Below are 24,208 nucleotides of genomic sequence, written 5' to 3'. Positions count from 1 at the left end.
AAAAGCGCCAAGCGGTTTATTATGCCTAAATTGGCATATTCATGATTTTTTCATACGCGTCTACAAGTTTATTACGAACCTGAGTCATTGCTTCGAATGACACACTCGATTTTTGTAGACCAATCATAACTTGAGGTAAATCAACCTCTTCGTCACCGCGTTCATAGGATTGGGCTAACTGCGTAGATTCCTTCTGTAAATCATTTACATTATTAACTGCATTTTTCAACATTTCTGCGAAATCTGCACGCTCTACAGCCTGACTTCCTTCATTTTCGCCACCTACCTTAGTGACATTGGACACAGGAGAGCTGGGCGCCTGAACCTGCGACCGCATATCCCTCATTTGGGACAACACCTGATTAATGTCTGGTCGACCAGAAATCATGTTATTCACCTAAAAAATCACATTTATACGATTCAACATATCGTTAATATACAGCTTAGCATAAAGCTAATTAAAACAAGATACAAAAATCAATCAACGTCTATACCACTTTCTCGCATTTTAGCGATTTTATAGCGTAACGTTCTCGGGCTAATCCCCAATTTATCAGCAACAACCTTACGTTTTCCATTTGCATCAATCAATGCTTGCGCAATAATGCGAAATTCATGCTGCTGAACTCCCTTGCCTAATATTGAGGCAGCGCTGTCTTCATCTACAAGGGTTTCTGCCACAACAGGCGACAAACTCATCATATCAAACGCAATATGATCTTCGTTGATCTGTGCATTTGGACTTAAAATCAAAGCTCGTTGAATCACATTATCAAGTTCACGCACATTGCCAGGCCAAGGGTGCGCTTCTAATTTACTTTGCGCTGATGGCTTTAACAATGCCCCTGTAATTCGCATCTTAGCAGCATGTTTTGCAAGTAAATACTGTGCCACTGGCAAAATATCTCCTTTTCTCTCACGAATAGGCAACCAACGCAGTGGAAAAACATTTAACCGATAATACAAATCTTCTCTAAAACCGCCATCGCGAACATAATCAGCAAGGTCACGGTTAGTCGTCGCTATAATTCGAACATCCAAAGGTATGGATTTCTTGCCGCCAAGACGTTCAACCTCCTGCTCCTGCAGAACTCGCAGCAACTTAGCCTGTAAACCAACGTCCATCTCGGTGATTTCATCGAGCAACAAAGTCCCTCCATTAGCTTGCTCAAACTTGCCAGCTTGCGAAGATACAGCGCCAGTATAAGCACCTTTTTCGTAGCCAAAAAGTATGGCTTCGAGCATATTCTCAGGGATGGCCGCACAGTTAATAGCAACAAAAGGTGCGTGCGGCCTGCTAGAATTCTGATGGATATAGTGAGCAAGCACCTCCTTACCAGTACCACTTTCACCACAAATCAATACCGTCGAGTCCGTAACCGCAACACGTTTTGCCAACTCTAATAGAGCAATACTTGTAGGGTCTTTTGCAATAGGCTGAGGATTAGCTGATGGAGCTTCTTTTATCGTGTATTTTGCAATGGCATTTAGCAGCTCTTCTTCTTGAAAAGGCTTCAGCAAATAATCAACCGCGCCGTCACGCATTGCCTCTACCGCATGCGCTATATCGCCATAAGCTGTCATCAGCATCATAGGCAGTTCAGGGTATGTATCAATCACATGATGCAGTAAACCATAGCCATTCATACCTGGCAGATTTACATCTGATACCACCATATCAAATAAACTATGTTTTAATGCAACCACAGCTTCTTCAGCGCTATATACTATTTTGCACTGGTAACCCGCCAACATCAGCGTATCTTCTAACGCCTCAGCAAGCCCTTTGTCGTCTTCTATAATTAATAACTTAACTTCAGACATGTCATACCCTTACAAGAGGAAGTGTTAGGCTGGCGGTCGTACCAGCACCCTCTATACTGTCTATTTCAAATTGGCCATGATGGGCTCTTGCAATGGCCTTCACAACCATCAAGCCCAACCCAGTTCCATGTTGTTTTGTTGTCACAAAGCCTTCTTGGACATGCTCCAAATGTGCTTTAGACATACCCACGCCACGATCTCGAACTGTCAGTGTCACATAACCGTCATTATTACGCCAAGTAAGCTGAACGGTATCTCCTTCTGACTGTGCATCCACGGCATTATTCAAAAGGTTTAATAAAGCTCCTAACAACGCCTCTTTGTTACATTGGATACAATCCATCGCTAAAAAAGAGGGTCCCAGTGCATCAAACTGCATATTTTTTTGATCGCAAATTTCTTGGCTATGAGCAATTAACTCTTCAAGAAAAGCAGAAACACTCACTGTTTCATCTAGTTTTATTTCGCTCCGGGAAAAAATCAACATATCTCGTATTTGTTTTTCAATATTAGCCAATCGATCTACCAACTTATTGGCAAACGTCTGGCGCATAACTGGAGCTAAATCTGGCTTCTGTAAATGCCCCGCATAGAGTGTAGCAGAAGACAAAGGTGTTCTAATTTGATGAGCTAACGCAGCAACCATTTTCCCCATATTTGATAATCGCTCGTGATGATTCAATTTTTTCTGCAATAAATAGGCTTCTGTTAAGTCTACAAGAATCACTAATTGCCCAGGCACATTACCTAAGGAGGCCGTTTCCACTCGCACACGACGGCCACTAACCATACTGACATCATGACCGTCATCCTCCTGCGGACGAAAGCTCAATGGGACAATAGCCCCCCATGATTGACCAACTAATGGCAAATTAAATAAACGGTCAGCAACAGGGTTAGCCATAACCACCACCCCTTCTTCATTCAGCAACAAAACACCAACAGGCATAGACTCAAAAAGCTGCTGAAACTGCAATACCAAGACACGATTTTTATCTTGCTCTTGACGCTTATCCTGTTCAGCTTTTTCCAGCTTTTCGTATAATCGAACCACTTCTTGCTGAAGATCAAGGTAGGACTTTGCCAACACATCAGAAGACTCAGAAAACGCTTTAAACGCGGTTTTGAGTTCCGCTATTTCTTCATCTTTTGTCACTAAAACTCCGATTTATCAATATTATAGCGACGCATTTTTTCAATTAGCGTGGTGCGTTGTATTTGTAGGTTTTGTGCTGCTTTAGACACCACACCTTGGGTGGACACTAATGCCTGACGAATAAGAAGCGATTCTAGGTGGCGAACATGTAAATTCAAATTCACGCCAGAAGCCTGTGGTAAGGTGTGTAACTGCTTAATTTCTTTAAGTACAGAAGAAAGTGTTTGTGAACGCCAAGGCAGAGGACAAAACCAAACATTGTAATCACCGACGACATCCATCGATTCACAAAGTGATATAACAGGAATCATTTCATCTAGCTCAAAAGATTGAACAGAACGACCTAATACAACAAAATCTGGCAGATGAAACGCCGTTAGTGAAGTACTAGGCTCAATCCCAATAAAAGTCAAGATACTGGAAACACTCGAAACTTCTTCGTCATCAAGACCGCATAACCAAGCCTTCACATTAGTACCTCAACCTTAAAAACAAGCAACTCTAACTGTTACTCTATTATAATGCGTTGTTGCTACTTACTTTCAAGCATTTACACTGCTTTTCATAGCACAACATGATGGAGACCTTTAAAAAAGGCATTGCTAAGCGTAACGGTTGTGCAAAACTCCCTTATAACGCTAGCAATAACTCATCAAACATCTGCTGTGAATCAAACTCACCTTCACACCAAGGCAAAACCCCTAGCAATGGCGCAGACAGCATACTCTTAAGGCTGACAAGATTCTCTTCATAACACGGCATTTCTTCTGCACCAGTATTGGCAACCCAACCAGCAAGAGCCAAACCATCACGAGCAATAGCCTCAGCGGTTAATAGCGCATGATTCAAACAGCCTAGTTTCATATTAACAACCATAATGACAGGAAAATCTAAGGATTGCGCCACCTCAGATAGAAACTCCCTATCATTCAATGGCACTCGCCAACCACCAGCGCCTTCTACCAAAGCAAAATCATGAGGGGTAAGCAATGTGCCTTTTATAAATCCCTCTAATCGAGATACTGTTACCAAACGTCCTTCTTTCATTGCCGCAATATGAGGCGCAATTGCTTCTTCTAGGACAACCGGATTAACTTGCTCATAGGCCAATCTAACACTGCTTGCTTGTTGAATAAGCACAGCGTCATCATTGCGTAAGCCACCATCAACTCGGTCTGCTCCCGCTGCAATCGGCTTAAGCCCAATTGACTTTAAACCCGCTCTTTTAGCCGCCTTAAGCAAGCCAACAGTGACAAAAGTTTTACCTGCATCGGTGTCAATGCCTGTTACAAAAAAACGTTTCTTCACCTATTACTCCTGAATACTAATGGGCCGTTGAGCCACAACAAACGAAACTTGATAACTCAGCGGAATACCATTTTCATCCCGCTGCTTTTCGTACTCATGCAAAAATGCCTTCCACTTACTGGGTGATATAGACTGATTACCATCTGCAGCTATTAGACTTGCACCAACTTTTTTCAATGAGTAAATTGCGTTCTCTGGCGAATCAAACCACATAGGCACATCAGATAACCGAGAAGATAAAAGGTTCAAACCAGATACCTTCACACAATCTAAAAGCGCATCTAATGCCATATACTGATGAACATGCTCTTTATCATCCAAACCACGCCAAGCTTTACTAATTTCGGGCATAGAGCCCTGTGATAGAGTTGAGAAAACAACATAACCACTAGGCCTAGTAGCACGATAAAGTTCTTTAAATAAACCCAAAGGACTAAGGCACCATTGAATTGCCATACTCGAAAAAACCAAGTCACAAGATTCATCTCGAATCGGCAAACGTTCCGCATCAGCACAAAGATAATAGGTATTTGGCAAAGTAGAATATCGCTCACTCGCTACAGCTAACATTTGTGGTGCTAAATCGAGTGCAATATTACAGCTAGGGGATAATTGTGCAGATAAAGTTTCTAGCGCCTGACCCGTTCCCGTACCAAGGTCCAAAACCACATCAGCTTGACATAGAGGCAACATCGCCAAAAGACGATCAAGAACGATTTTTTGAAAATCCGCATAAGTATCATAAGAGCGAGAAGCTCGGTCAAAACGCTTAGCAAGTTGTCGTTTATAACTAAGCGTCGATGTATCAGGGGTTATTAACATTGATAAAATTTTCTATATGACGCACACAAGCCTGTTGATCTTCAAAAAAAGGCTGATGAGCACAATTTGACAGTACAACACATTGCTGCAAAGGATTTACATCAGTTTGTTGCTCTAATGATTTACTAGAAACCAACGCATCCTTGCCACCTAATATGTGTAAATTAGGACGATCTAAAAGCAACCACTCACGACGAACATCTAACGACTTTAATAGCCTAAGCCCGCCTATCAGAGCGGAACGATTCAATGTTTTCACGGGCAGAAAGCTTTGTAGCTGTTTAACTAAAGTCCGCTCATTACTCGCACCTTTAGCTTGTAACATAACAAAGCGTTTTAGACTCTCTTCTGGCTTTTGCTCAACTAGGGTCGCAAAAGCATCGAAATCTTCAACGGTCATAGCCTCTTCCCAGTTTTCTCGCTTAATAAAGCTCGGAGAAGACGATAAAGTAATGACACCAAGCACACAACTAGAGCGGCGTGCAGCAACATAAACAGAAACCATACCGCCTAGGGACCAACCAATCCACCAAGCCTCTTTAGGAGCAACAGCAATCAATTGCTCCGACAAAGCCGCAATATCGTAATTAGGTCCAATATGTGATCGAGAAATCCATTGTTCATCAAGCGAAATGCCGGGTAAATTCGCCACCACAACATAAAAACGCTGGCTTAAACGCAAAGCAAAAGAACGCATCACTTCTTTTGGCATTGCCCAGCCAGAAACCATAAAAATAGCTTGATTAGACGAGTTTCCAAAAGCTTCTGTTTCAATACGTGCTCGCATGCTGCCCCTCTGTTACTTTGGATTTTAGCGTTTTTCGTTTAAAAAATTCGCCGTTAAAACGCGTTCGAGTGAGTCGCATAATAACACTAAATCTTCGTCAGAGTGGGCAGCACTTAAGGTAATTCTTAAACGAGCACTTCCTACCGGTACAGTCGGAGGACGAATAGCAGTACACCAGATGCCAAGATCTTTTAGTCGCTCACTTATTTTAATTGCCGCCTTGCTATCACCAACAACAATCGGCTGAATAGCCGTATTTGAAGGCATTAATGTCACTGGAAGGGTTTGAACCCTTTTACGAAAATAAGCAATATGTCGAGCTAATCGTTCACGCCTTTCCTGACCTTCAACAGACTGAACAAGCTGCAAAGAAGCTAACGTGGCTCCCGCGATTGCTGGTGACATAGCCGTGGTATAAACATAAGGGCGAGCAAATTGCGTAAGATACTCTGCATAATCATGGGAAGTCGCTACGAAAGCCCCCGCCGTACCAAACGACTTACCAAAAGTGCCAACCAAAATAGGCAAACTTGCTGCGTCCAACCCAGCTAGCGACAAGCAGCCTCTGCCGTTTTCACCAAGACATCCCAGCCCGTGCGCATCATCCACCATAAACATCCAATCATGCTGGTTAGCCAATTGCGATAAATCCGCTAAAGGCGCAATATCCCCATCCATGCTAAAAACACCATCAGTGATCAACAATCCCGCTGTCGAATACTTAGAAAGTAGCTTCTGTGCACTTGTCACATTACCATGCAAATAGCGACGCAAAGGTGCTTGCGCCAACAAAGCACCATCAATTAAAGAGGCGTGATTCAACTTGTCTTGCACTACAGGACGATTTTTATCGGCGAGCGCAGAAATCACACCAAGGTTCGCCATGTAACCAGTACTAAACAGCATAACTCGCTCATAACCAAGCCAGTCTGCCAAAGCCTCTTCAAGCGCTTGATGCGGGGCTAAATGCCCACAGACTAAATGAGATGAGCCACCACCAACACCATAGGCTTGCGCTGTGTCATTCATCGCTTTAATCAGCTTAGGGTGGTTGGCTAAACCTAGATAATCGTTCGAGCAAAATGCCGTATAATTTTGAGAGTGTATTTGAGGATGCGGAACTTGCGGGCTGTCTAACGTAATGGTGCTACGCATTAAATCCTGTTGGCGACGCTCTTGAAGCGCAGCCAACACCCAATCCGGCGTATTAAGCGCCGGCTTCATAAAACAACTTAGATTCTTCTTGTTGAACGACCTGGGCTGCAATAGCTTCGGCAACTGCAGCGTCGGAATGCTCCTCACGCTTTTCTGGATTAATCCCTAAATTAGCAAACAACGCCATATCTCTATCAGCTTCTGGATTACCAGTTGTTAGCAACTTCTCACCATAGAAAATAGAGTTTGCACCCGCCATAAAGCACAAAGCTTGAGTTTGTTCATTCATGCCTTGACGACCAGCAGATAACCGAACATGAGACTTAGGCATCAAAATACGTGCGATTGCGATAGTTCGAATAAATTCAAACGTATCCAAATCATCCACATTTTCTAGCGGCGTTCCCTCAACTTTAACCAACATATTAATAGGCACACTCTCTGGGTGTGGTGTCATTTGCGACAGCTGACGCAACAAACCAACACGGTCTTTTTGCTCCTCACCCATTCCCATAATACCGCCACAACAAAGCTTAATACCCGAATCACGGACACGAGAAAGCGTATCCAAACGATCTTGATAGCTGCGAGTCGTGATAATGCTATCGTAGAACTCAGCAGACGTATCTAAGTTATGGTTATAATAATCTAAACCGACATCAGACAAGCGTTTCGCTTGCTCATCATTCAGCGTCCCTAGTGTCACACAAGATTCTAAGCCCAAAGATTTAACACCCTTGATCATTTCTAGCACATAGGGAAAATCCTTCTCAGAAGGATGCTTCCAGGCCGCCCCCATACAAAAACGACTGGCTCCTTTTTCTTTTGCCAAAGCCGCTTCTTCTAGCACCTTTTGCACTTCCATTAACTTTTCTTTTTCAAGCTCTGTATTGTAATGACCACTTTGCGGACAGTACTTACAATCTTCTGGACAAGCGCCAGTTTTAATCGATAGAAGCGTACTAACCTGCACTTCGTTTGGTGCAAAATTTTCTCTATGGACTGTCTGAGCACGAAACATTAAGTCCATGAAGGGTAAATCAAATAACGCTTTGATTTCCGCATGAGTCCAATCAAAACGCGGTGCACTCTCATTATTTGCAGAAAGAGCACTTGCGGACATATTCGCTTCAGGCGTATTTGTAGACGTACTTAAAGACATAGTATCCTCGATCCAGAAAAATTAATGGAGCAATACTAATGGACTGGAAGAAACTGTCAACCACAAAAATCAACAAGGTTTACATAAGGTTACTTTTCAACCTATGTTATATTTGCAACACAAAAAACCAAAACACACTCTGCGAATCCTGCCGAAAAGGCCTCCCAATCAACTTAAATCATTGCTCGCACTGCAAGCGCCCGACCCACAATCGCGCAAGTATGCTATGCGGAAACTGCCAAACCAGACGACCAGCTTATCAAATATGCCTTGCTCCCTATCGGTTTGAAGGTATTATCAAAGTACTAATCCACAGCATCAAATTCAACCAAGGAACGCATTACATACGACCACTTACTTACCTCTTAAGCGAACACCTCATTGAGTCTTATTCGCCTGAAAGCTGGCCAGAACAAATTATCTATGTGCCAAGCCACCCAAGTCGAATCAAAGAACGTGGGTTTTGCCAAACAAAAGCCATGACCACCCAACTAACGAAAAACCTCCAAAAGCTTCTAGGAAAAAAGTGCCCTATCCTCCCCAAAAGCAACCCATTGAAAAAAATCAAAAACACGCAGGCTCAACATTCATTAAGCCGAAAAGATCGGTTAAAAAGCTCCCAAAGCAGTTATCAGCTTGATGGGCCTATCGCTAAGCATGTCGCCTTATTTGACGATGTCATGACAACAGGAAATACGATAGAAAATTGCGTCAGCTTGTTGCTAAAAGCTGGCGCTGAACGAGTCGACATCTGGGTAATTGCCAGAACACCAGACAAAGAACCTTGGCTCTAAACAAAAACATCAGCCTAGCCACAGAAGACACCTTTGTTTACTATGCCCACAACAAAGCGATGGTGACATTATGAAAACAAATCAAGAATACCTAGATTTAGACAAGCAGCTTTTGTGGCATCCATACACATCTATGAGCAAGCCCAGCCCTCACTTTCTTGTCGAGAAAGCCTCAGGATGTGAAATAACGCTAAGCAATGGACACACACTAATTGATGGTATGTCTTCTTGGTGGAGCGTTATTCACGGCTATAACCACCCAGCCATGAATAACGCTATTCAAGCTCAATTATCACAATTTTCTCATGTTATGTTTGGCGGCTTAACTCACAAACCCGCCATTGAACTTGCAGAAAAACTCATCACCATTACACCCACTGACTTACAACGTGTTTTCTTTTCTGACTCAGGTTCTGTCTCTGTTGAAGTAGCCCTAAAAATGGCCATCCAATATTGGAATACTCAAGGCCAGCCTAACAAGCAATTTTTCGTCACACCAAAAAGCGGTTATCATGGTGACACATTCGCTGCCATGTCTGTGTGTGACCCTGAAAATGGTATGCATAATTTATTCACTGGCGCACTGACAAAACAACTTTTCATCTCCCCACCACCAACAGGCCTAAACGAGCCAGTAAAAGAAGAATATCTAAACGAGATTCGTACAACATTTAAAGAAAACCACCAGCGCATAGCAGGCTTTATTATCGAACCTCTCGTACAAAATGCTGGCGGCATGCGCTTCTACAATCCAGAGTATTTAAACCAAATTAGAACACTGTGCGATGAGTTCGACATTTTGTTAATTTTCGACGAAATTGCGACAGGTTTTGGACGTACAGGCAAGCTTTTTGCCACAAATCACACCCATATCTGCCCAGATATAATGTGTGTTGGCAAAGCCTTAACAGGCGGCTATATGACACTGGCAGCCACGTTAACAAACGACAAAGTAGCGCTTGGCATTAGCGACAACGACGGCGTATTCATGCACGGACCAACCTTCATGGGAAACCCTCTAGCCTGCTCTGCTGCCAACGCCAGCTTATCTCTCCTAAGTGAATATAACATTCCCGAAAAAATCACTCAGCTAGAAACCTGGATGCGAGAAGCGCTTGAAACATGCGAGCAACTCGAACAGGTAAAAGAGGTCCGCTGCCTTGGTGGCATTGGTGTTGTCGAATTAAAAAATGCACTGAACTTACATGAAATCCAACCAAAATTCGTTGAATTAGGTGTTTGGATACGCCCCTTTGGTAAACTTATTTACTTAATGCCACCTTACGTCATCAGCAAGAAGCAAATCCAAATACTAGGCAAAGCCATTTATCAAGTCGCGAGCGAACTCCCCCACTAACATAAATAAAACAGCTTATAGCAATAAAAAAAGCCTTTGGCAAACCACGACCAAAGGCTCTTTTAAAAAATCATTTCAGATCATACCCTTTACTGCTTCATACGTTCAGCCAGATTACCTTGCTCATAAGCTTCTTCTTCAATATGACCAATATTGATAACGATATTCTCTGCTCGCTCAATACTATTAATACTTAACGCATCAACATCATGCATCTTATCATTAAGGTCTCTTGCCACACCCGCCTGCTCTTCCGAGGAGACATTAATCTGAGCAGTCATTTCTACAACACGTTTTACAGCCGACTCTATGTCACTCATTTTTTGAGCCACTTTATTCACACTATCAACGCCCTCTTGGGCGACGGCGGTACTTTTATCTATGGTAGAGGTGACATCAAGGGTATTTTTCTTCAACTCTTCTGTCATGCTATTGATGTTCTGCGTTGCATTCTGAGTACGTATTGCCAATGCTCGAACTTCATCTGCAACCACGGCAAAACCTCGTCCTGCTTCACCTGCTCGAGCGGATTCAATTGCCGCGTTTAAAGCAAGCAAATTCGTTTGCTCAGCAATACCACTAATTGAATTAACCACTTCATTAATACTATCACTGCGCTCTGCCAATACAGCGACAACTTTTTTAGCGTCAGAAATATCCTGATAAACCTGACGCATAGTGTCACCGGTTTGCTGCGCCAACAGGCGACTTTCATGAGACAAACCACCAACAGATTCAGTTGCCTCAACAGCCACATGAACATGCTCTGCAACATGAGTCACGCTAGCCAACAGTTGAGAACTCGCGGCAACCACCTCTTGGAACGTGCTGCGCTGCTTATTAAAATTAGCAAGGTTTGTTGTTACGCTTGCCTTCGCATCAGATGCCCTTTGACGGAGCTGCTGAGCCCCCTCTTTTAGACGGTATCGGAAAGTGTTACCTGCGGCTTCCTGATGAATTTTAGCAAACCTAATCGCCGCCTTAACTCCAACAGTTTTACAGTACAAATACTGCCCTATTGGATTATGGGCTTCAGACGATAAACCAGAGACAACAGACTTAAGAGACTGAGACTGGTAATAAGTTAACCATGCCCCTAATATAGAAAAGACAGGCCCAGCAACCTGAAAGGTCAATTTGCCAGACAACAAACTAATAACAGCTAACAGTACAAAACAAGATATAAGAGGCCAAACCGCATTACTTAAATGTGCTGTTACCTTTGTTACAAACGGAAGCAACCCTTTACCAGCATTAATACGATCATAAATGGATTGAGCGTGCTGTATTTCGCTTCGAGTAGCCTTACGACGCACCGATTCATAGCCAATTACTTTACTACCATCCAATAACGGACTCACATGGGCGCTAACCCAGTAGTGATCCCCATTTTCACAACGATTTTTCACCAACCCCATCCAGCTTTTGCCTTGCTTCAGGTTAGCCCACATATCGGCAAAGACGGCAGGAGGTACGTCAGGGTGACGAATAATATTATGAGGCGCACCAATTAAAACTTCACGTTCATAACCGGCTATTTCACAGAAAACATCATTAACAAACGTAATGCGTCCCTTCACATCAGTACTGGAAACCAAAACATAGCCTTCAGGAAAATCATTTTCTTTATTTGTTACTGGCATCTTTCGCATAAACAACTCTCGATTTTTATATTAGTTATTTTTATCACGCTTACTAGGTTGTTACTATTTGTCATAAATCACAAAAACACATTGGTCGATACTACTCGTCATCAAAATCTCTATAAGCGTCCGGCGCTAAATCTTCAAAGCGAGTATATTTGCCCACAAATGCCAACCGGCATGTACCAATCGGACCATTACGCTGCTTACCAATAATAATTTCAGCAATACCTTTATGCGGTGTATCTTCGTGATATACCTCATCCCGGTAAACAAATGAGATCACGTCAGCATCCTGCTCGATCGCACCAGATTCACGTAAATCCGAGTTAACTGGGCGCTTATTTGGTCGGTTCTCCAAACTACGGTTAAGCTGAGAAAGCGCCACCATAGGACACTCCATCTCTTTAGCTATGGCCTTAAGAGAACGAGAGATTTCAGAGATTTCATTAGTACGACCTTCCGTAAAACCTGGAATCTGCATCAACTGCAGATAATCGACCATGATCATAGCAACACCACCATGTTCACGTGCAATACGTCGGACACGTGAACGCATCTCTGTTGGACTAATACCACCCGTATCATCAATAAAAAGCTTACGATCTTTTAACATCTTAACCGCAGACATTAACTTATCCCAATCCTCTTGAACCAATTGCCCAGAGCGCATTCGAGTCTGGTCGATTCGACCAAGGGAAGATAACATACGCATCATAAGCGATTCAGCTGGCATCTCTAAACTAAATACTATGACAGGCTTATCACTGATCATAGCGGCATTTTCTACCAAGTTCATGGCAAACGTCGTTTTACCCATGGAAGGACGGCCTGCAACGATAATCAAGTCAGAAGGCTGCAGACCAGCCGTCATAGCATCCAAATCTGTAAAGCCGGTACTGAGTCCGGTAATCGCACCATCTTGATGGTACAACTCATCAATTTTATCGACTGTCGCACTCAGAATGTCAGCTGCAATTCGCGGTCCGCCTTTTTTCTCACCACCCTCAGCGATCTGAAATATTTTTCGCTCTGCTTCATCCAGCACTTCTGCTGCCGTCATACCTTCCGGGTGAAAAGCTCGCGCAGAAATATCATTTGTTGTAGAAATAAGGCGACGCAACACAGAGCGTTCGCGAACAATATCAGCATAAGAAGCTATGTTAGAGGCACTTGGTGTTGCTTCAGCAACCTCAATTAAATACGCCATACCACCAATAGATTCTAAGTCGCCACGCTTATCTAATCGTTCACCAATAGTAACTACATCAATCGGCTCTGACTCATCCGCTAAACGAGCAATAACCGTAAAAATTGCCTTATGCTCTGGACGATAGAAATCATCAGCAATAACAAGCTCAGAGACCTTCTCCCAAGCTTGTGGATCTAACATCAACCCGCCAACAACTGAACGTTCAGCTTCAATGGAATACGGTGGTAATTTAATAGAAGCGACTTCAGAATCATTTAGTTGCACGCAAAACACCCATACAAGAACAGAAAAAAATAGATAGATTAGCTTATCACGCCAACAAAAAAAGGGCATCTTGCAAAGCAAGATACCCTCTTTTTATTTAAGAAAGATTCACATCTTTCTTAAGCAATCTGCCGTAGCAAATTACTCAGCGATTACTTCTAAAGTAACCGTTGCAATAACTTCAGAATGAAGTTGAACGTCTACTTCGAAAGAACCTGTGTGACGAATCGCGCCTTCTGGAAGACGGATTTCAGCTTTTTCTACAGCTACTTGCGCAGAAATAGCGTCAGCAATGTCACGAGTACCGATTGAACCAAAAAGCTTACCTTCATCACCAGCGTTTGCTGTAATAGTGAAAGTTTTGCCTTCTAGTGTTAAAGCACGAGCCTCAGCAGCCGCTTTACGCTCTGCAGCTTGCGCTTCAAGTTCAACACGACGCTCTTCAAAGCTAGCCAAGTTAGCTTTTGTAGCCATTACAGCTTTTTTGTTCGGAATCAAAAAGTTACGAGCATAGCCTGGTTTAACAACTGCAACGTCACCAATACCGCCTAGCTTGTTTACTTTGTCGAGTAGAATAACTTCCATCTCGATCACCTCTAATTAATCATTAGCTATCACTTGAGTTGGACGCCTTACCTTGCACTCTAGAACGAATATCTACAAAACTATCAATCACACAAAGTGCAACGAGGATATTTGCAAAATATACGTTCAGAACAAAAAAACCTACAAGATAAAATGCGATCAGTCCAACAACCCCAATTTCTTTTTTTGCTAAAATACCATGTACAAGAGCGAGCCCCGGTAACACCAAAGCAGGTATAGCCGCTTGAGCTAAAATACTGAATGAACCACCCAGGCTTTCGCCAATTAGAATCATTCCACCCAATATCAAACTAAACACTATTGGTAATCTTAACTGATGAAACTCAGTACGTAATCCACCTGGATTATAGAGCCCTGCTTGCCATTTCCTTGCCAAAAACAAAGAAATAATAGCAATGACCACTTGGAAGATGGATATAGCCATCACCGCCTGGTTAAAAATTAAATTTCTATCAGGAACCTCAACACCTTCTTTTGTCAAAACACTTTGAACTAAGGTTACTGCCAAGTTCAAAATATCTGCCATTAGAAGAGGTTGAAGCAGCGTACTAATAACCGCCAAAAAGCTGCCGACTAGTAGAACCCAACTCCATGACATTGTTGACCTAAGCAAATAGCCCAACAACATCACATCAACCAACACCATGAGTGCCGTTGCATCGCCTTGGTATACCCACAGCACAAGTGCTGGTAGACATCCCCAAGCTAATACAGGTATTCCTTCTTTTACACCTTTACGAAGCACCACCAACCCTAAGATTGCAGCAGCCAACCAAAACATCATAGGAATTAGACCAAACACCATCACACCAATAATGGCATTCAAGCGTTTCTTCATCACCCATTTAGCTAAACCACTCATAAAAGCGCTTCTTTCAGCCTATTAATTAAAGTGGCTATCAGTGTAAGGAAGAATAGCAATATAGCGAGCACGTTTGATTGCAGTCGCTAGCTGACGCTGGTAACGAGCCTTAGTGCCAGTAATACGGCTAGGTACGATTTTACCAGTTTCAGTGATATAACCTTTCAGTGTGTCTAGATCTTTGTAATCGATCTCTTTAACGCCTTCTGCAGTAAAACGGCAGAACTTACGACGACGGAAAAAACGAGCCATGAGTGTCTCCTAATAAAAATAGATTAATCTTCAGATTCTTCAGATGCTTCTTCAGAATTGTCTTGGTTACGCTCTTCACGCTGAGGAGCAGAACGACGATCTTCACGACCTTCAGAAGCTTTAATAGGAGATACGTCAGTTACCGCGTCTTTACGACGAATCACCAAGTTACGGATGATGGCATCGTTGTAGCGGAAAGTGTCGTTTAATTCAGACAAAACACTGTCAGAACACTCAATGTTCATAAGAACATAGTGTGCTTTGTGAATTTTGTTAATTGGGTAAGCTAGTTGACGACGACCCCAATCTTCTAGACGGTGAACTTGACCACCATCTTCAGTGATTAGGTTAGTGTAACGCTCGACCATTGCTGGTACTTGTTCGCTTTGATCTGGGTGAACCAGAAAGACGATTTCATAATGACGCATTTAAGCTCTCCTTATGGGTTCTTAGTCTCCACGCTTCCCCTGTTAAAAAGCTGTGAGACAAGGAGTATTGATTTACAGGGACGCGCATTATATAGCACTAGTGGACAATAAGTAAACGAAATACGCAAAGCAATGAAAAAACCACCAATCTAAGTTGCTTGAAAAGGGAAAACGCAAACAAAAGCCACCTATTTGATAAACCATTTTACAGCTTTCTTGGAAGTACATAGAATCAATGATCAACTAGCTAGCTCTGGCAAAATTTATTAAACACAAAGATACGGACATCATGAAAACACTATTGCTGACATTTTTTCTTTTTATTCCACTGACTACTCAAGCCGAAGCTCGCTTAGGTGTCATTGGCGCTATTTCAGAGTCTATTTATAAAGATACGGATTCAAACTCCGCTTTACTCCCAAATATTGCTTATGCAGGCGAACATGCCTATCTACGTTTTCCAGAAATTGGCTACCGTTTCTTTCCAAAACACTCTCTGCAAAACATTGCCGTTGGCTTATCTTATGAAAGTATCAAATTTGATCCAGACGACTCTGACGACACGAGCATTCGTCTACTAAACGATAGAGATGACAGTATTATGGCATTTGCAAATTACAGGTTAGGCCCTGTATCGGCAAAATTAGCACAGGACATCAGCGGAAAACACGACGGATACTACATCAAAGTCTCTGCTGGCTACCCCATTCCTGCCGGTGCCTGGAAAGTAATTCCATCTATCTCCTATCAATATATGAACAGCAAAATGAGCAACCACTTATTTGGCGTAAGCAAAGCAGAATCAGCAAAGACAGGTGGATCCATTTCCGCCTACGAGACTGGCCCCATTTACAAAATGCAGTATGGTATTAGGGGAATTTACCCTCTGTCTCGCAACATTACTTTTGTTATTGGAGTTAGCTACACAAAATATGATGATCAAATTTTAAAAAGTCCAATTGTAACGGATAACACAATCACCTCCTTATTAACTGGCATTAACTATTCTTTTTAATTAAACCGATCACAAGCAAAACAGCGTACTTAGCGCCTTCGGAATCAATTCATGAGTAAACTATCAAACAATACTCAAGCTATGCTATTCGGGCTCGGGGCCGTCATACTTTGGTCAACGGTTGCTACCGCATTTTCCATATCGCTCAGGCATCTCTCACCAACACAGCTACTACTGGTTGCGAATATTGTCTCCTTGATATTCTTAACGACAGTAATTATCGCAAAGGGAGAAGCAAAACAACTCATAAGCATTGCCAAGCAATCATGGAAGTCATCTTTGTTTTTCGGCGCAATAAACCCATTTATTTATTACCTAATATTACTGCAAGCTTACGATATGCTTCCAGCACAAGAGGCCCAAGCCATCAACTACACTTGGGCTATTATGCTTAGCTTCATGGCGGTACCAATGCTAAAACAACGCCTAAAAACGGCAGACTATATCGCCGCTACTGCGTGTTATTTCGGTGTACTTTATATTTCAACTCGCGGCCAAATAGCATCGCTAGAGTTTTCAAACCTCACAGGCGTTGCTTTTGCTCTTTTAAGCACTATCATTTGGGCGTTTTATTGGCTACTAAATACAAAAGACAAGCGTCCAGGGCTGATTGGCATCACATTAAACTTCGCCTTTGCACTACCTTTAATCACGATATTTGCAGGCATAACAGGCGAATTAAGCAACTGGGACAATAAAGGACTATGGGGCGCAATTTACATTGGCTTATTTGAAATGGGCCTGAGCTTTGTTCTGTGGAATAAAGCATTAAAACTAACAACTAACGCCAGCCAAGTCGCGAACTTAATATTTTTATCCCCTTTGCTATCCATTATTTGGCTTTCACAATTTGCGGGAGAACCTATTTTACGCTCAACCCTCATCGGTTTAGCCTGTATTCTCGCTGGATTATTTATTCAAAACGCATCAAAAAGAAACAAACACCCCAAATAAAAACAGGACACAAAAATGCCAGCTTTTATCTATCTATTACTGCCTATTCTCTTCTGGTCAGGCAACTACATTCTAGGACGAATATTGGTTTCTGATGGGATAGACCCTTTCTCAGTCTCTTTTTTACGCTGGTGTCTTGCTTGCCTAATAATCTTACCTTTTGCTTATAAGAAACTTTGGCGCGAACGAAAAATCATCGTAAAAAACTGGCCTTTGCTAGTTCTCTTTGGCTGGCTTGGCATTTGCAATTATAACCTTTTCCTTTACATAGGGCTGAACACAACGACCGTTACCAACGCTGTATTACTGAATTCTATTATGCCTGTCATGATACTCATTACCGCTCGCCTCTTACTGGGCAACAAAACATCTTGGTTACAAAATACTGGTATACTAGTTTCCACCCTAGGCGCCATTACGATTGTTAGTCGCGGCAGCTTAGACACTTTTTTACACCTCAGTTTTTCACAGGGTGACTTATGGATAATTACCGCCGCTATTAGCTGGGCCATTTATTCAGTACTTATTGTAAAACGGCCTAAAGAAATGTCTTTGATTGGTTTCTTTGCCTGCACAGCCATTATCGGCACCTTGTTTCAAACGCCCCTATTCTTACTATTTGGACACAACCAGATAACTCACTTTACAGCAAGCAATTGGGGAGCCATTGTCTATATGGGGCTATTTGCTTCAATTGGCGCATTTTTATGCTGGAATACTGGTGTACAAAAACTTGGTGCAGCAACAGCAGGACACTTCATACACCTTTTACCAGTATTCAGCATTGGCTTATCCGTGATATTTCTAGGCGAGCATTTACTTAACTTCCACTATGCAGGTATTACACTGATTTTTTCAGGAATATTTATCGCTACGGTATTAAACAAAAAACGTCCATCAACAACCTAACCTCTATGTCGCGCCATTCGGGTACTAATAAGAATGCTTGAAAATATAAACAGCATTCCAAGGATGGCGAAAATATCCGGCACATGACCCCAAACCACCCACCCCCAAAAACCACTAAACACCACTCCAATATAACTAACGGGGGAAACAATACTTGCTGGTGCGTAGGTATAAGCTAAATTATAAAGGTACATACCAACATATAGAGTGATAGTAACAACCGCTACTGGCAGCCATACAGCAACAGGTAAAAGGAAGGAGTCTCCCTGAACCAACATCAAAGGTACGGACAAAATTGTCGACACTAAAAAATACACAAACAAGGTTTCTTGCCCAGACACTTGATGAGATAGCATCCGTGTTGTCACCATAGACAAAGCCAAGCCTATCGCAGAAATAAACCCAATAATATGCCAAGGATTTAAGTGCTCCGGCGTAGGCTGAATAACAAATGCCACACCAACAAAACCGATTATAAGCGGTAACCAACGGGCCTTTGGAATTCTAATTTTATGCAGTATTAACACCACAAACGGAACACACAAGGGAGCACAAGTACGAAGCAAAGAAGCCTCGACAAGGGGGATATGATTCAGCGACCAGTAATAAAAAAGAAAACCAATAAAGCCACCAAAGCTACGTAAAAAATGAATCTTCCAGACAGATAAAGGCCGCTTTTTCCAACGACCACGCATTTGTGGTAAGAGCACTAAAGCACAAAATACACTCTGCCAAAAAACTAGAGTTGATACGGCTATCATGGTTTGAGCCTGTTTAGCCGCCAACGCCGTAAGTGACATAACAAACGCATAAGCGATTGTCATTACAATACCTTTCTTTAATAACTCGTTATCATCTAACACTTAGTCGCTCTTTTATATGAATACAAACAGAAAGAAGATTTAACTCAATAAAGTGGGATTGTCGAGCAACTCCCCCTCCTCAAACACTAGACAAGCCAAGATAACGAGAAAAAAGCGGGTGCACCTTACTTTGAGATAACACAGATACTGGCTCATGAGCAGTTATGCAACCTTGCTCAATCAAGATTACACGCCCACCAACCAAGCTCGCCTCTTGCGGTAAATGTGATACCAACAAAGTGGTTAACCCCAACTCTAGCGTTACTTCATTCACCAGGTAGAGCATTTCTTCTCGTAATGAAGGGTCCAAGGCACTAAAAGGTTCATCAAGTAATAGGATAGGCTTTTTCCGCACCATCGCCCGGGCGATGGCGACACGTTGAGCTTGACCACCAGACAAAGCTTGCGGAAAGCGTTCAGCCTTATCAGCCAATTGCGTCTTTTCAAGCGCCCATTGTATTCTTGCTCTTTGTTCGTTATTTAATGATAAAGAGGGAGACAAACCAATAGCGATATTTTGCCAAACAGTTAATTGCGGGAATAAGTTATCACTTTGAAACAAGGTTGATATTGGTCTTTCGTAAGCCGGTAAAGAAAGCAATGATTCCTCATTAAAGAAAAGCTCTCCTCGCCCGTCTAAAAATCCCCCTAACAAATGCAACAGCGTACTTTTCCCTTCACCACTACCGCCAAGTAAAGTAGTAACGCCAGGAAAAATATCCACACAATAATCGGCATGAAAACCTTCCCAATCATATTGAAGGTTAATGTTTAACACGTGCGGTTACTCCACCAATAAAGCGAGACGAACAATAAAACAAAATCAAACACAGAGAAATTAATACCACAGCAACACAAGCACCTTCTTCAAGTTGATAAGAACCGATCAATTGAAATAAATACAAGGGCAAAGACACCAAACCCTGACTACCAAATAACGCAATCACCCCCATGTCACCCAAAGAGAGTAAAAGTGCATAACCCAACGCTTGGGCTACACTGGTTCGAATCATCGACCACTCCAGACACCATCGAGACCAAGACTGAATTCCCAAACTCAGATATACATGTCGAAAACGCTGCTCCTGTTGATACATTACCGGCATCAAAGCTCGCAGTACAAAAGGCAGAGCCATTACCGCATTAACCCACACCACAATCCAATAGCTTGACTGCAGTCCCCAGCCTAGGTCACGTAAAGAAAGAAACAAACCGGTAGCGATGACTAAACCCGGCACCATTAAAATCATATTCCCCAGGTGCTCTATTTTATTTGGTAAAAGCGCCAAATACGGACGCGCCATACAAAAGCGCGCCAACACACCAAAACTAACACCAAGCAACAAACTCACTAACGCTGCCGGAAGCGCGATTTGCAGTGAAATCAGCACGGCATTCCATAGAGCAGCAGACTGTAATGTCTTTAAAAAAACAGGCGAAAAGATCGGATCAAAAATGGCTAAAAAAGGCGGAATGACCAATACAAACGCACAGAACAAGGCTAAACAATCTGCCGACTTAGCCCAAAAAGAATCCCTGATAACATAACTATTTACCGCCAACAGACTAACATCTTGTCGATTGGCAGGTGCTACGCGGTACACAATAACAGCAAATAAAGTACATATCGATACCTGAAGCAGGGCCAAAAAACTGGCCTTATCGAGGTCAAAATCGAATCTAAGCGCTTGGTAAATAGCAACCTCTAAGGTGCTAAACTTTGGCCCGCCACCTAAACTCAATACCACAGCAAAGCTTGAAAAACACAACATAAAAATCAGCACAAAGGCTCCAGGCAGAACCTTTTTCATATAATGCCATTCAATCCAGCGGAAAGCCGTCCAACGAGAGAATCCAAGCTGCGAAGCCTGACGCCACTGCCCCGAAGGAATTAAATCATACCCTTGCAACAAAAGACGTACCGCCAATGGCATATTAAAAAACACGTGGGCTAATAAAATCCCCACCAAGCCATACAAGGGGATTTGCACCCCAAACAACTGGTTCAACCATCCAGTTCGGCCATAAACAACCACCAAACCTAAAATCGCCACAATGGTTGGCACCACCATGGAGACGGAAAACAGTTGCAGCAAAGCCGCGCGCCCATAAAATTGACGATGTATAAGGCAAGACGCAACAGGGATAGCAATAAGCAAACTAATACCACTACTTAGTAACGCTTGCCATAGGGAGAAGCGCACAACCCGCCAAAGGTAAGGTTGCTGCATGTAGCCAAGCCAAGAATGTAATTCACTATAACGCAAAAGAGCCGCCAAGCTGGCAGCTCCCATTATCAAGAAAAAGCCAACGCCCAATAGCGCTGGCCACAATCCTTTTACAGCTCGAAGAGAAAGCAACTTAACGTCTATTATCGAGTTGTAGCATTTAACCACTCATCAATCCAAGCTTTACGGTGTTTTGCTACGTCTTTTGCTGGTAAGACGAGATTCTTTGTTGGCTTCAAAGCACTATCAAACGCTGCGGGTAATTTTTCATCTAGCTTAACGACTGGCAACATCCAATTGCCCGTTGCAACCGTTGACTGAAAACCTGGCTGCAAAATGAACTGCATAAACTGCTTAGCCAAAGCTGGATGAGGAGCCCCTTTCATCATGGCCGCCACTTCAATTTGTGGGTAAAGCCCTTCACTAGCGTTTGCTGCCACATACTTATTTTCACCTTCTGCAACAATGTGATAAGCAGGAGAAGTCGTGTAACTCAATACGACATCCGCCTCACCTTTCAAAAATAAACCGTAGGCATCAGACCAACCTTTAGTAACTGTTACCGTATGAGAAGCTAGGCGTTCCCATGCATCAGCCACATTGTCCCCATAAACAGATTTCATCCATAACAACAAACCAAGCCCAGGCGTACTAGTACGAGGGTCCTGATAAATCACTCGTAGGTTTTGATTATCTACGACGTCTTTCAAGCTAGTTGGCGGATTTTTCAGTGTCTCAGAGTTATAAATAAAGGCGAAGTGACCTTGGTCAAATGGTACAAAGACTTTATCAGTCCAGCCACCAGAAATCGTCACGGCAGACGTATCAACAGCATGATCCACTAATAAGCCCGTTTGCTTTGCTGCTTCCATTAAGTTTAAGTCTAGCCCTAGAAGCACATCGGCTTGTGACGATTTCCCCTCTAATTGCGCACGAGACAAAATGCCCACAGAAGAATCCAACGCGACGAAATTTACTTCACAGCCACACTCTTTTTCAAAATTGGCTTTAATCTTAGGGCCTGGGCCCCAGTCAGAGGCAAATGCATCATAGGTGTAAACATTCAGCGTATCTACAGCCATCGCTACCGGAGAAATAGCAACGCCAATACTAAGGGCAGCTGCAGAAAAAAGAGAGGTTAAGGAAAATGATTTCAAAGTGTCGCTCCTAAAATAAGTGAGCGGCGTACAGGGGGAAATGGCAAGGATAATATTTGAGCTACTACAAATGTTGGCAGTTCAACTTGCTATCTCGATTCCTACGCCAGCATAATCTGGATCAGGTTCGGTGGGTTAGCGATAAATCCGCTTCTCAGTTCTAACATTTACGAAATGCTAAAACACCCCATGAGATAATGAGCGCTTATTGTAAAGAGTCGATCAACGGAAGTCTATTTCGGCAAGCACTCTAGTCACAGCCCCTTGGTTTTTTTCTGCAAAGCGCAGTGCGGTTTGGCCAAGACGAAAGCGCTGAGATGATTGCCCAGCAAGGTCAATAACAACTTTTTCCAATTGCGACTCATCTTGGCAACGAATCGCGCCGTTCACTTGTAAAAGCTGCTCGGTAATATCTAAAAAGTTAAAAGTATAAGGTCCAACCAGAATAGCTTTACCAAGTAAAGCTGGTTCAATTGGATTATGCCCTCCACGTTTAATTAAGCTACCCCCAACAAATGCTAAATCAGATGCCTGATAATAATGCATCAATTCCCCCATAGAATCGCCAATCAGCACTTCAAAGTTAGTCCATTGGTCGAGAGATGTTTGGGTGCGAAGTGCAACTCGATCAAAAGACTGCATAGCTAGATTTTGCACGGTTTCAAAACGTTCAGGATGACGGGGAACCAGTACCAATAACGCATCAGGATATTTTTGCAGTAACTGTTTATGGATACGCAAAAGTATTTCATCTTCACCTTGATGGGTACTGCCTCCCGCCCAGATAAACCGTGAACCTAGCTGCCCACGCCAATTAGCTTGAAATACTTCAGGAGGTACAACGAGATCAAATTTAATACTTCCTGTCACCAATACTTTTTGGGCACCTAGCTCTTCAAAGCGTGTCGCATCCGCTTGCGCATGAGCTAAGAAGCAATCAGGCAAGGCAAATAAAGGACGAGAAATAACTGAAAACTTCTGATAACGCTGAAAAGAGCGATCACTCAGGCGAGCATTCACTACTTCAACCCGCAACCCTTCGCGCTTAGTCAGTTGCAATAAATTGGGCCAAAGCTCGGTTTCAACAATCAACAAGCGCTTGCAGGTCAATTTCTTTAACGCTCTTTTTACACTTAAACGCCAATCCATCGGCAAATATCTATGCTCAGCAAAAGGAAAAGTTTTTACCACTTGTTCGGCACCCGTTGGCGTCATAGTCGTAATTAGCAATTTTTGTGTCGGATATTTTTCACGCCACTGAAGCACCAAAGGACGAACGGCAAGCACCTCCCCTACTGAAGCACAATGAATCCATAAATCCGCCTCAACAGAAGGCCAAAAACCAAAAGCTTCTTTTGCACGATAGTGTTTATAGCTTTTCTTAAAACGTCGTATTTTCGATAAAATAACTGGCGTCAATAAAACCAATAAGGAACGGTATAACCACAT

25 protein-coding genes and 1 riboswitch are annotated in these 24,208 nt (G+C 42.7%); of the genes, 5 read left to right on the top strand and 20 right to left on the bottom strand.

Annotated elements, in window-relative coordinates; all coding sequences use genetic code 11:
• Positions 1 to 25: 25 nt before the first annotated feature.
• The 9 genes from fliE to bioB all read right to left on the bottom strand — a co-directional run bounded on the left by fliE (position 26) and on the right by bioB (position 8,175).
• A complete protein-coding gene (gene fliE, locus DFP80_RS12675; RefSeq protein WP_113917171.1) occupies positions 26 to 388 on the bottom strand; it encodes a flagellar hook-basal body complex protein FliE in 363 nt (120 codons plus the stop codon).
• Between the two features lie 89 nt (positions 389 to 477).
• A complete protein-coding gene (locus DFP80_RS12670; protein ID WP_113917170.1) occupies positions 478 to 1,824 on the bottom strand; it encodes a sigma-54-dependent transcriptional regulator in 1,347 nt (448 codons plus the stop codon).
• 1 nt (position 1,825) lies between these two features.
• Positions 1,826 to 2,980, bottom strand: coding sequence for a sensor histidine kinase (locus DFP80_RS12665; RefSeq protein WP_113917169.1), 1,155 nt, complete (start codon positions 2,978 to 2,980; stop codon positions 1,826 to 1,828).
• A complete protein-coding gene (locus DFP80_RS12660; RefSeq protein WP_113917168.1) occupies positions 2,980 to 3,450 on the bottom strand; it encodes a helix-turn-helix domain-containing protein in 471 nt (156 codons plus the stop codon). The genes DFP80_RS12665 and DFP80_RS12660 overlap by 1 nt, the downstream gene beginning before the upstream one ends.
• Before the next feature lie 160 nt (positions 3,451 to 3,610).
• Entirely contained in the window at positions 3,611 to 4,288 is a 678-nt protein-coding gene (bioD, locus tag DFP80_RS12655) for a dethiobiotin synthase (protein ID WP_113917167.1), read from the bottom strand.
• A gap of 3 nt (positions 4,289 to 4,291) precedes the next feature.
• Positions 4,292 to 5,110, bottom strand: a complete 819-nt coding sequence (bioC, locus tag DFP80_RS12650; protein ID WP_113917166.1) for a malonyl-ACP O-methyltransferase BioC — start codon at positions 5,108 to 5,110, stop codon at positions 4,292 to 4,294.
• Entirely contained in the window at positions 5,094 to 5,897 is an 804-nt protein-coding gene (locus tag DFP80_RS12645; protein ID WP_113917165.1) for an alpha/beta fold hydrolase, read from the bottom strand. Before DFP80_RS12645 ends, bioC begins: the two co-directional genes overlap by 17 nt.
• 24 nt (positions 5,898 to 5,921) lie before the next feature.
• Positions 5,922 to 7,121: an 8-amino-7-oxononanoate synthase gene (gene bioF / locus DFP80_RS12640; protein ID WP_113917164.1), complete on the bottom strand. Its 1,200-nt coding sequence runs from the start codon at positions 7,119 to 7,121 to the stop codon at positions 5,922 to 5,924.
• On the bottom strand, positions 7,105 to 8,175 hold the full coding sequence (gene bioB / locus DFP80_RS12635; protein WP_113917337.1) for a biotin synthase BioB: 1,071 nt from the start codon (positions 8,173 to 8,175) through the stop codon (positions 7,105 to 7,107). The genes bioF and bioB overlap by 17 nt, the downstream gene beginning before the upstream one ends.
• A 77-nt stretch (positions 8,176 to 8,252) precedes the next feature.
• Between bioB and DFP80_RS12630 the strand changes: the two genes are divergently transcribed.
• Together DFP80_RS12630 and bioA are read left to right on the top strand one after the other, a co-directional pair.
• Entirely contained in the window at positions 8,253 to 9,008 is a 756-nt protein-coding gene (locus tag DFP80_RS12630) for a ComF family protein (protein WP_113917163.1), read from the top strand.
• A gap of 70 nt (positions 9,009 to 9,078) precedes the next feature.
• Positions 9,079 to 10,365, top strand: a complete 1,287-nt coding sequence (gene bioA, locus DFP80_RS12625) for an adenosylmethionine--8-amino-7-oxononanoate transaminase (protein ID WP_113917162.1) — start codon at positions 9,079 to 9,081, stop codon at positions 10,363 to 10,365.
• Between the two features lie 89 nt (positions 10,366 to 10,454).
• On the opposite strand, the gene DFP80_RS12620 is transcribed toward bioA, so the two are convergent.
• The 6 genes from DFP80_RS12620 to rpsF all read right to left on the bottom strand — a co-directional run bounded on the left by DFP80_RS12620 (position 10,455) and on the right by rpsF (position 15,633).
• Entirely contained in the window at positions 10,455 to 12,017 is a 1,563-nt protein-coding gene (locus tag DFP80_RS12620) for a methyl-accepting chemotaxis protein (protein WP_113917161.1), read from the bottom strand.
• Between the two features lie 91 nt (positions 12,018 to 12,108).
• Positions 12,109 to 13,485 carry a replicative DNA helicase gene (dnaB, locus tag DFP80_RS12615; protein WP_113917336.1) on the bottom strand — a complete coding sequence of 459 codons (1,377 nt, stop codon included), beginning with the start codon at positions 13,483 to 13,485 and terminating at the stop codon, positions 12,109 to 12,111.
• 141 nt (positions 13,486 to 13,626) lie between these two features.
• Complete coding sequence (gene rplI, locus DFP80_RS12610) at positions 13,627 to 14,070, bottom strand: 50S ribosomal protein L9 (RefSeq protein WP_113917160.1); 444 nt, start codon at positions 14,068 to 14,070, stop codon at positions 13,627 to 13,629.
• Between the two features lie 22 nt (positions 14,071 to 14,092).
• On the bottom strand, positions 14,093 to 14,953 hold the full coding sequence (locus tag DFP80_RS12605; RefSeq protein ID WP_113917159.1) for a hypothetical protein: 861 nt from the start codon (positions 14,951 to 14,953) through the stop codon (positions 14,093 to 14,095).
• 21 nt (positions 14,954 to 14,974) lie between these two features.
• Entirely contained in the window at positions 14,975 to 15,205 is a 231-nt protein-coding gene (gene rpsR / locus DFP80_RS12600) for a 30S ribosomal protein S18 (RefSeq protein WP_012071134.1), read from the bottom strand.
• A gap of 23 nt (positions 15,206 to 15,228) precedes the next feature.
• Complete coding sequence (gene rpsF, locus DFP80_RS12595; protein ID WP_113917158.1) at positions 15,229 to 15,633, bottom strand: 30S ribosomal protein S6; 405 nt, start codon at positions 15,631 to 15,633, stop codon at positions 15,229 to 15,231.
• Positions 15,634 to 15,922: 289 nt separating this feature from the next.
• Between rpsF and DFP80_RS12590 the strand changes: the two genes are divergently transcribed.
• From DFP80_RS12590 to DFP80_RS12580, 3 genes are read left to right on the top strand one after another with little or no spacing between them, the layout of a single operon-like run.
• A complete protein-coding gene (locus DFP80_RS12590) occupies positions 15,923 to 16,648 on the top strand; it encodes a MipA/OmpV family protein (protein ID WP_113917157.1) in 726 nt (241 codons plus the stop codon).
• A gap of 51 nt (positions 16,649 to 16,699) precedes the next feature.
• Entirely contained in the window at positions 16,700 to 17,602 is a 903-nt protein-coding gene (locus DFP80_RS12585; RefSeq protein ID WP_113917156.1) for a DMT family transporter, read from the top strand.
• 15 nt (positions 17,603 to 17,617) lie between these two features.
• Positions 17,618 to 18,511, top strand: coding sequence for a DMT family transporter (locus DFP80_RS12580; RefSeq protein ID WP_113917155.1), 894 nt, complete (start codon positions 17,618 to 17,620; stop codon positions 18,509 to 18,511).
• Here DFP80_RS12580 and DFP80_RS12575 read toward each other — a convergent pair.
• The 5 genes from DFP80_RS12575 to DFP80_RS12555 form a co-directional block, all read right to left on the bottom strand.
• Positions 18,508 to 19,374 carry a DMT family transporter gene (locus DFP80_RS12575; RefSeq protein WP_113917154.1) on the bottom strand — a complete coding sequence of 289 codons (867 nt, stop codon included), beginning with the start codon at positions 19,372 to 19,374 and terminating at the stop codon, positions 18,508 to 18,510. The two genes, DFP80_RS12580 and DFP80_RS12575, sit on opposite strands and share 4 nt — an antisense overlap.
• Positions 19,375 to 19,453: 79 nt before the next feature.
• Positions 19,454 to 20,152 carry a thiamine ABC transporter ATP-binding protein gene (locus tag DFP80_RS12570; RefSeq protein ID WP_113917335.1) on the bottom strand — a complete coding sequence of 233 codons (699 nt, stop codon included), beginning with the start codon at positions 20,150 to 20,152 and terminating at the stop codon, positions 19,454 to 19,456.
• The gene (gene thiP, locus DFP80_RS12565; RefSeq protein WP_241560247.1) at positions 20,139 to 21,770 is read right to left on the bottom strand and encodes a thiamine/thiamine pyrophosphate ABC transporter permease; all 1,632 of its coding nucleotides are present in this window, start codon (positions 21,768 to 21,770) and stop codon (positions 20,139 to 20,141) included. The genes DFP80_RS12570 and thiP overlap by 14 nt, the downstream gene beginning before the upstream one ends.
• Positions 21,746 to 22,759, bottom strand: a complete 1,014-nt coding sequence (gene thiB / locus DFP80_RS12560) for a thiamine ABC transporter substrate binding subunit (RefSeq protein WP_113917153.1) — start codon at positions 22,757 to 22,759, stop codon at positions 21,746 to 21,748. Before thiB ends, thiP begins: the two co-directional genes overlap by 25 nt.
• Before the next feature lie 80 nt (positions 22,760 to 22,839).
• Positions 22,840 to 22,959: riboswitch (TPP riboswitch) on the bottom strand.
• Positions 22,960 to 22,981: 22 nt separating this feature from the next.
• Positions 22,982 to 24,208: a 3-deoxy-D-manno-octulosonic acid transferase gene (locus tag DFP80_RS12555; RefSeq protein WP_113917152.1), complete on the bottom strand. Its 1,227-nt coding sequence runs from the start codon at positions 24,206 to 24,208 to the stop codon at positions 22,982 to 22,984.

The sequence above is a fragment of the Marinomonas rhizomae genome (genome assembly GCF_003315485.1).
Taxonomy (GTDB): Bacteria; Pseudomonadota; Gammaproteobacteria; order Pseudomonadales; family Marinomonadaceae; genus Marinomonas; species Marinomonas rhizomae.
This window is presented reverse-complemented; position numbering and strand designations above follow the sequence as displayed.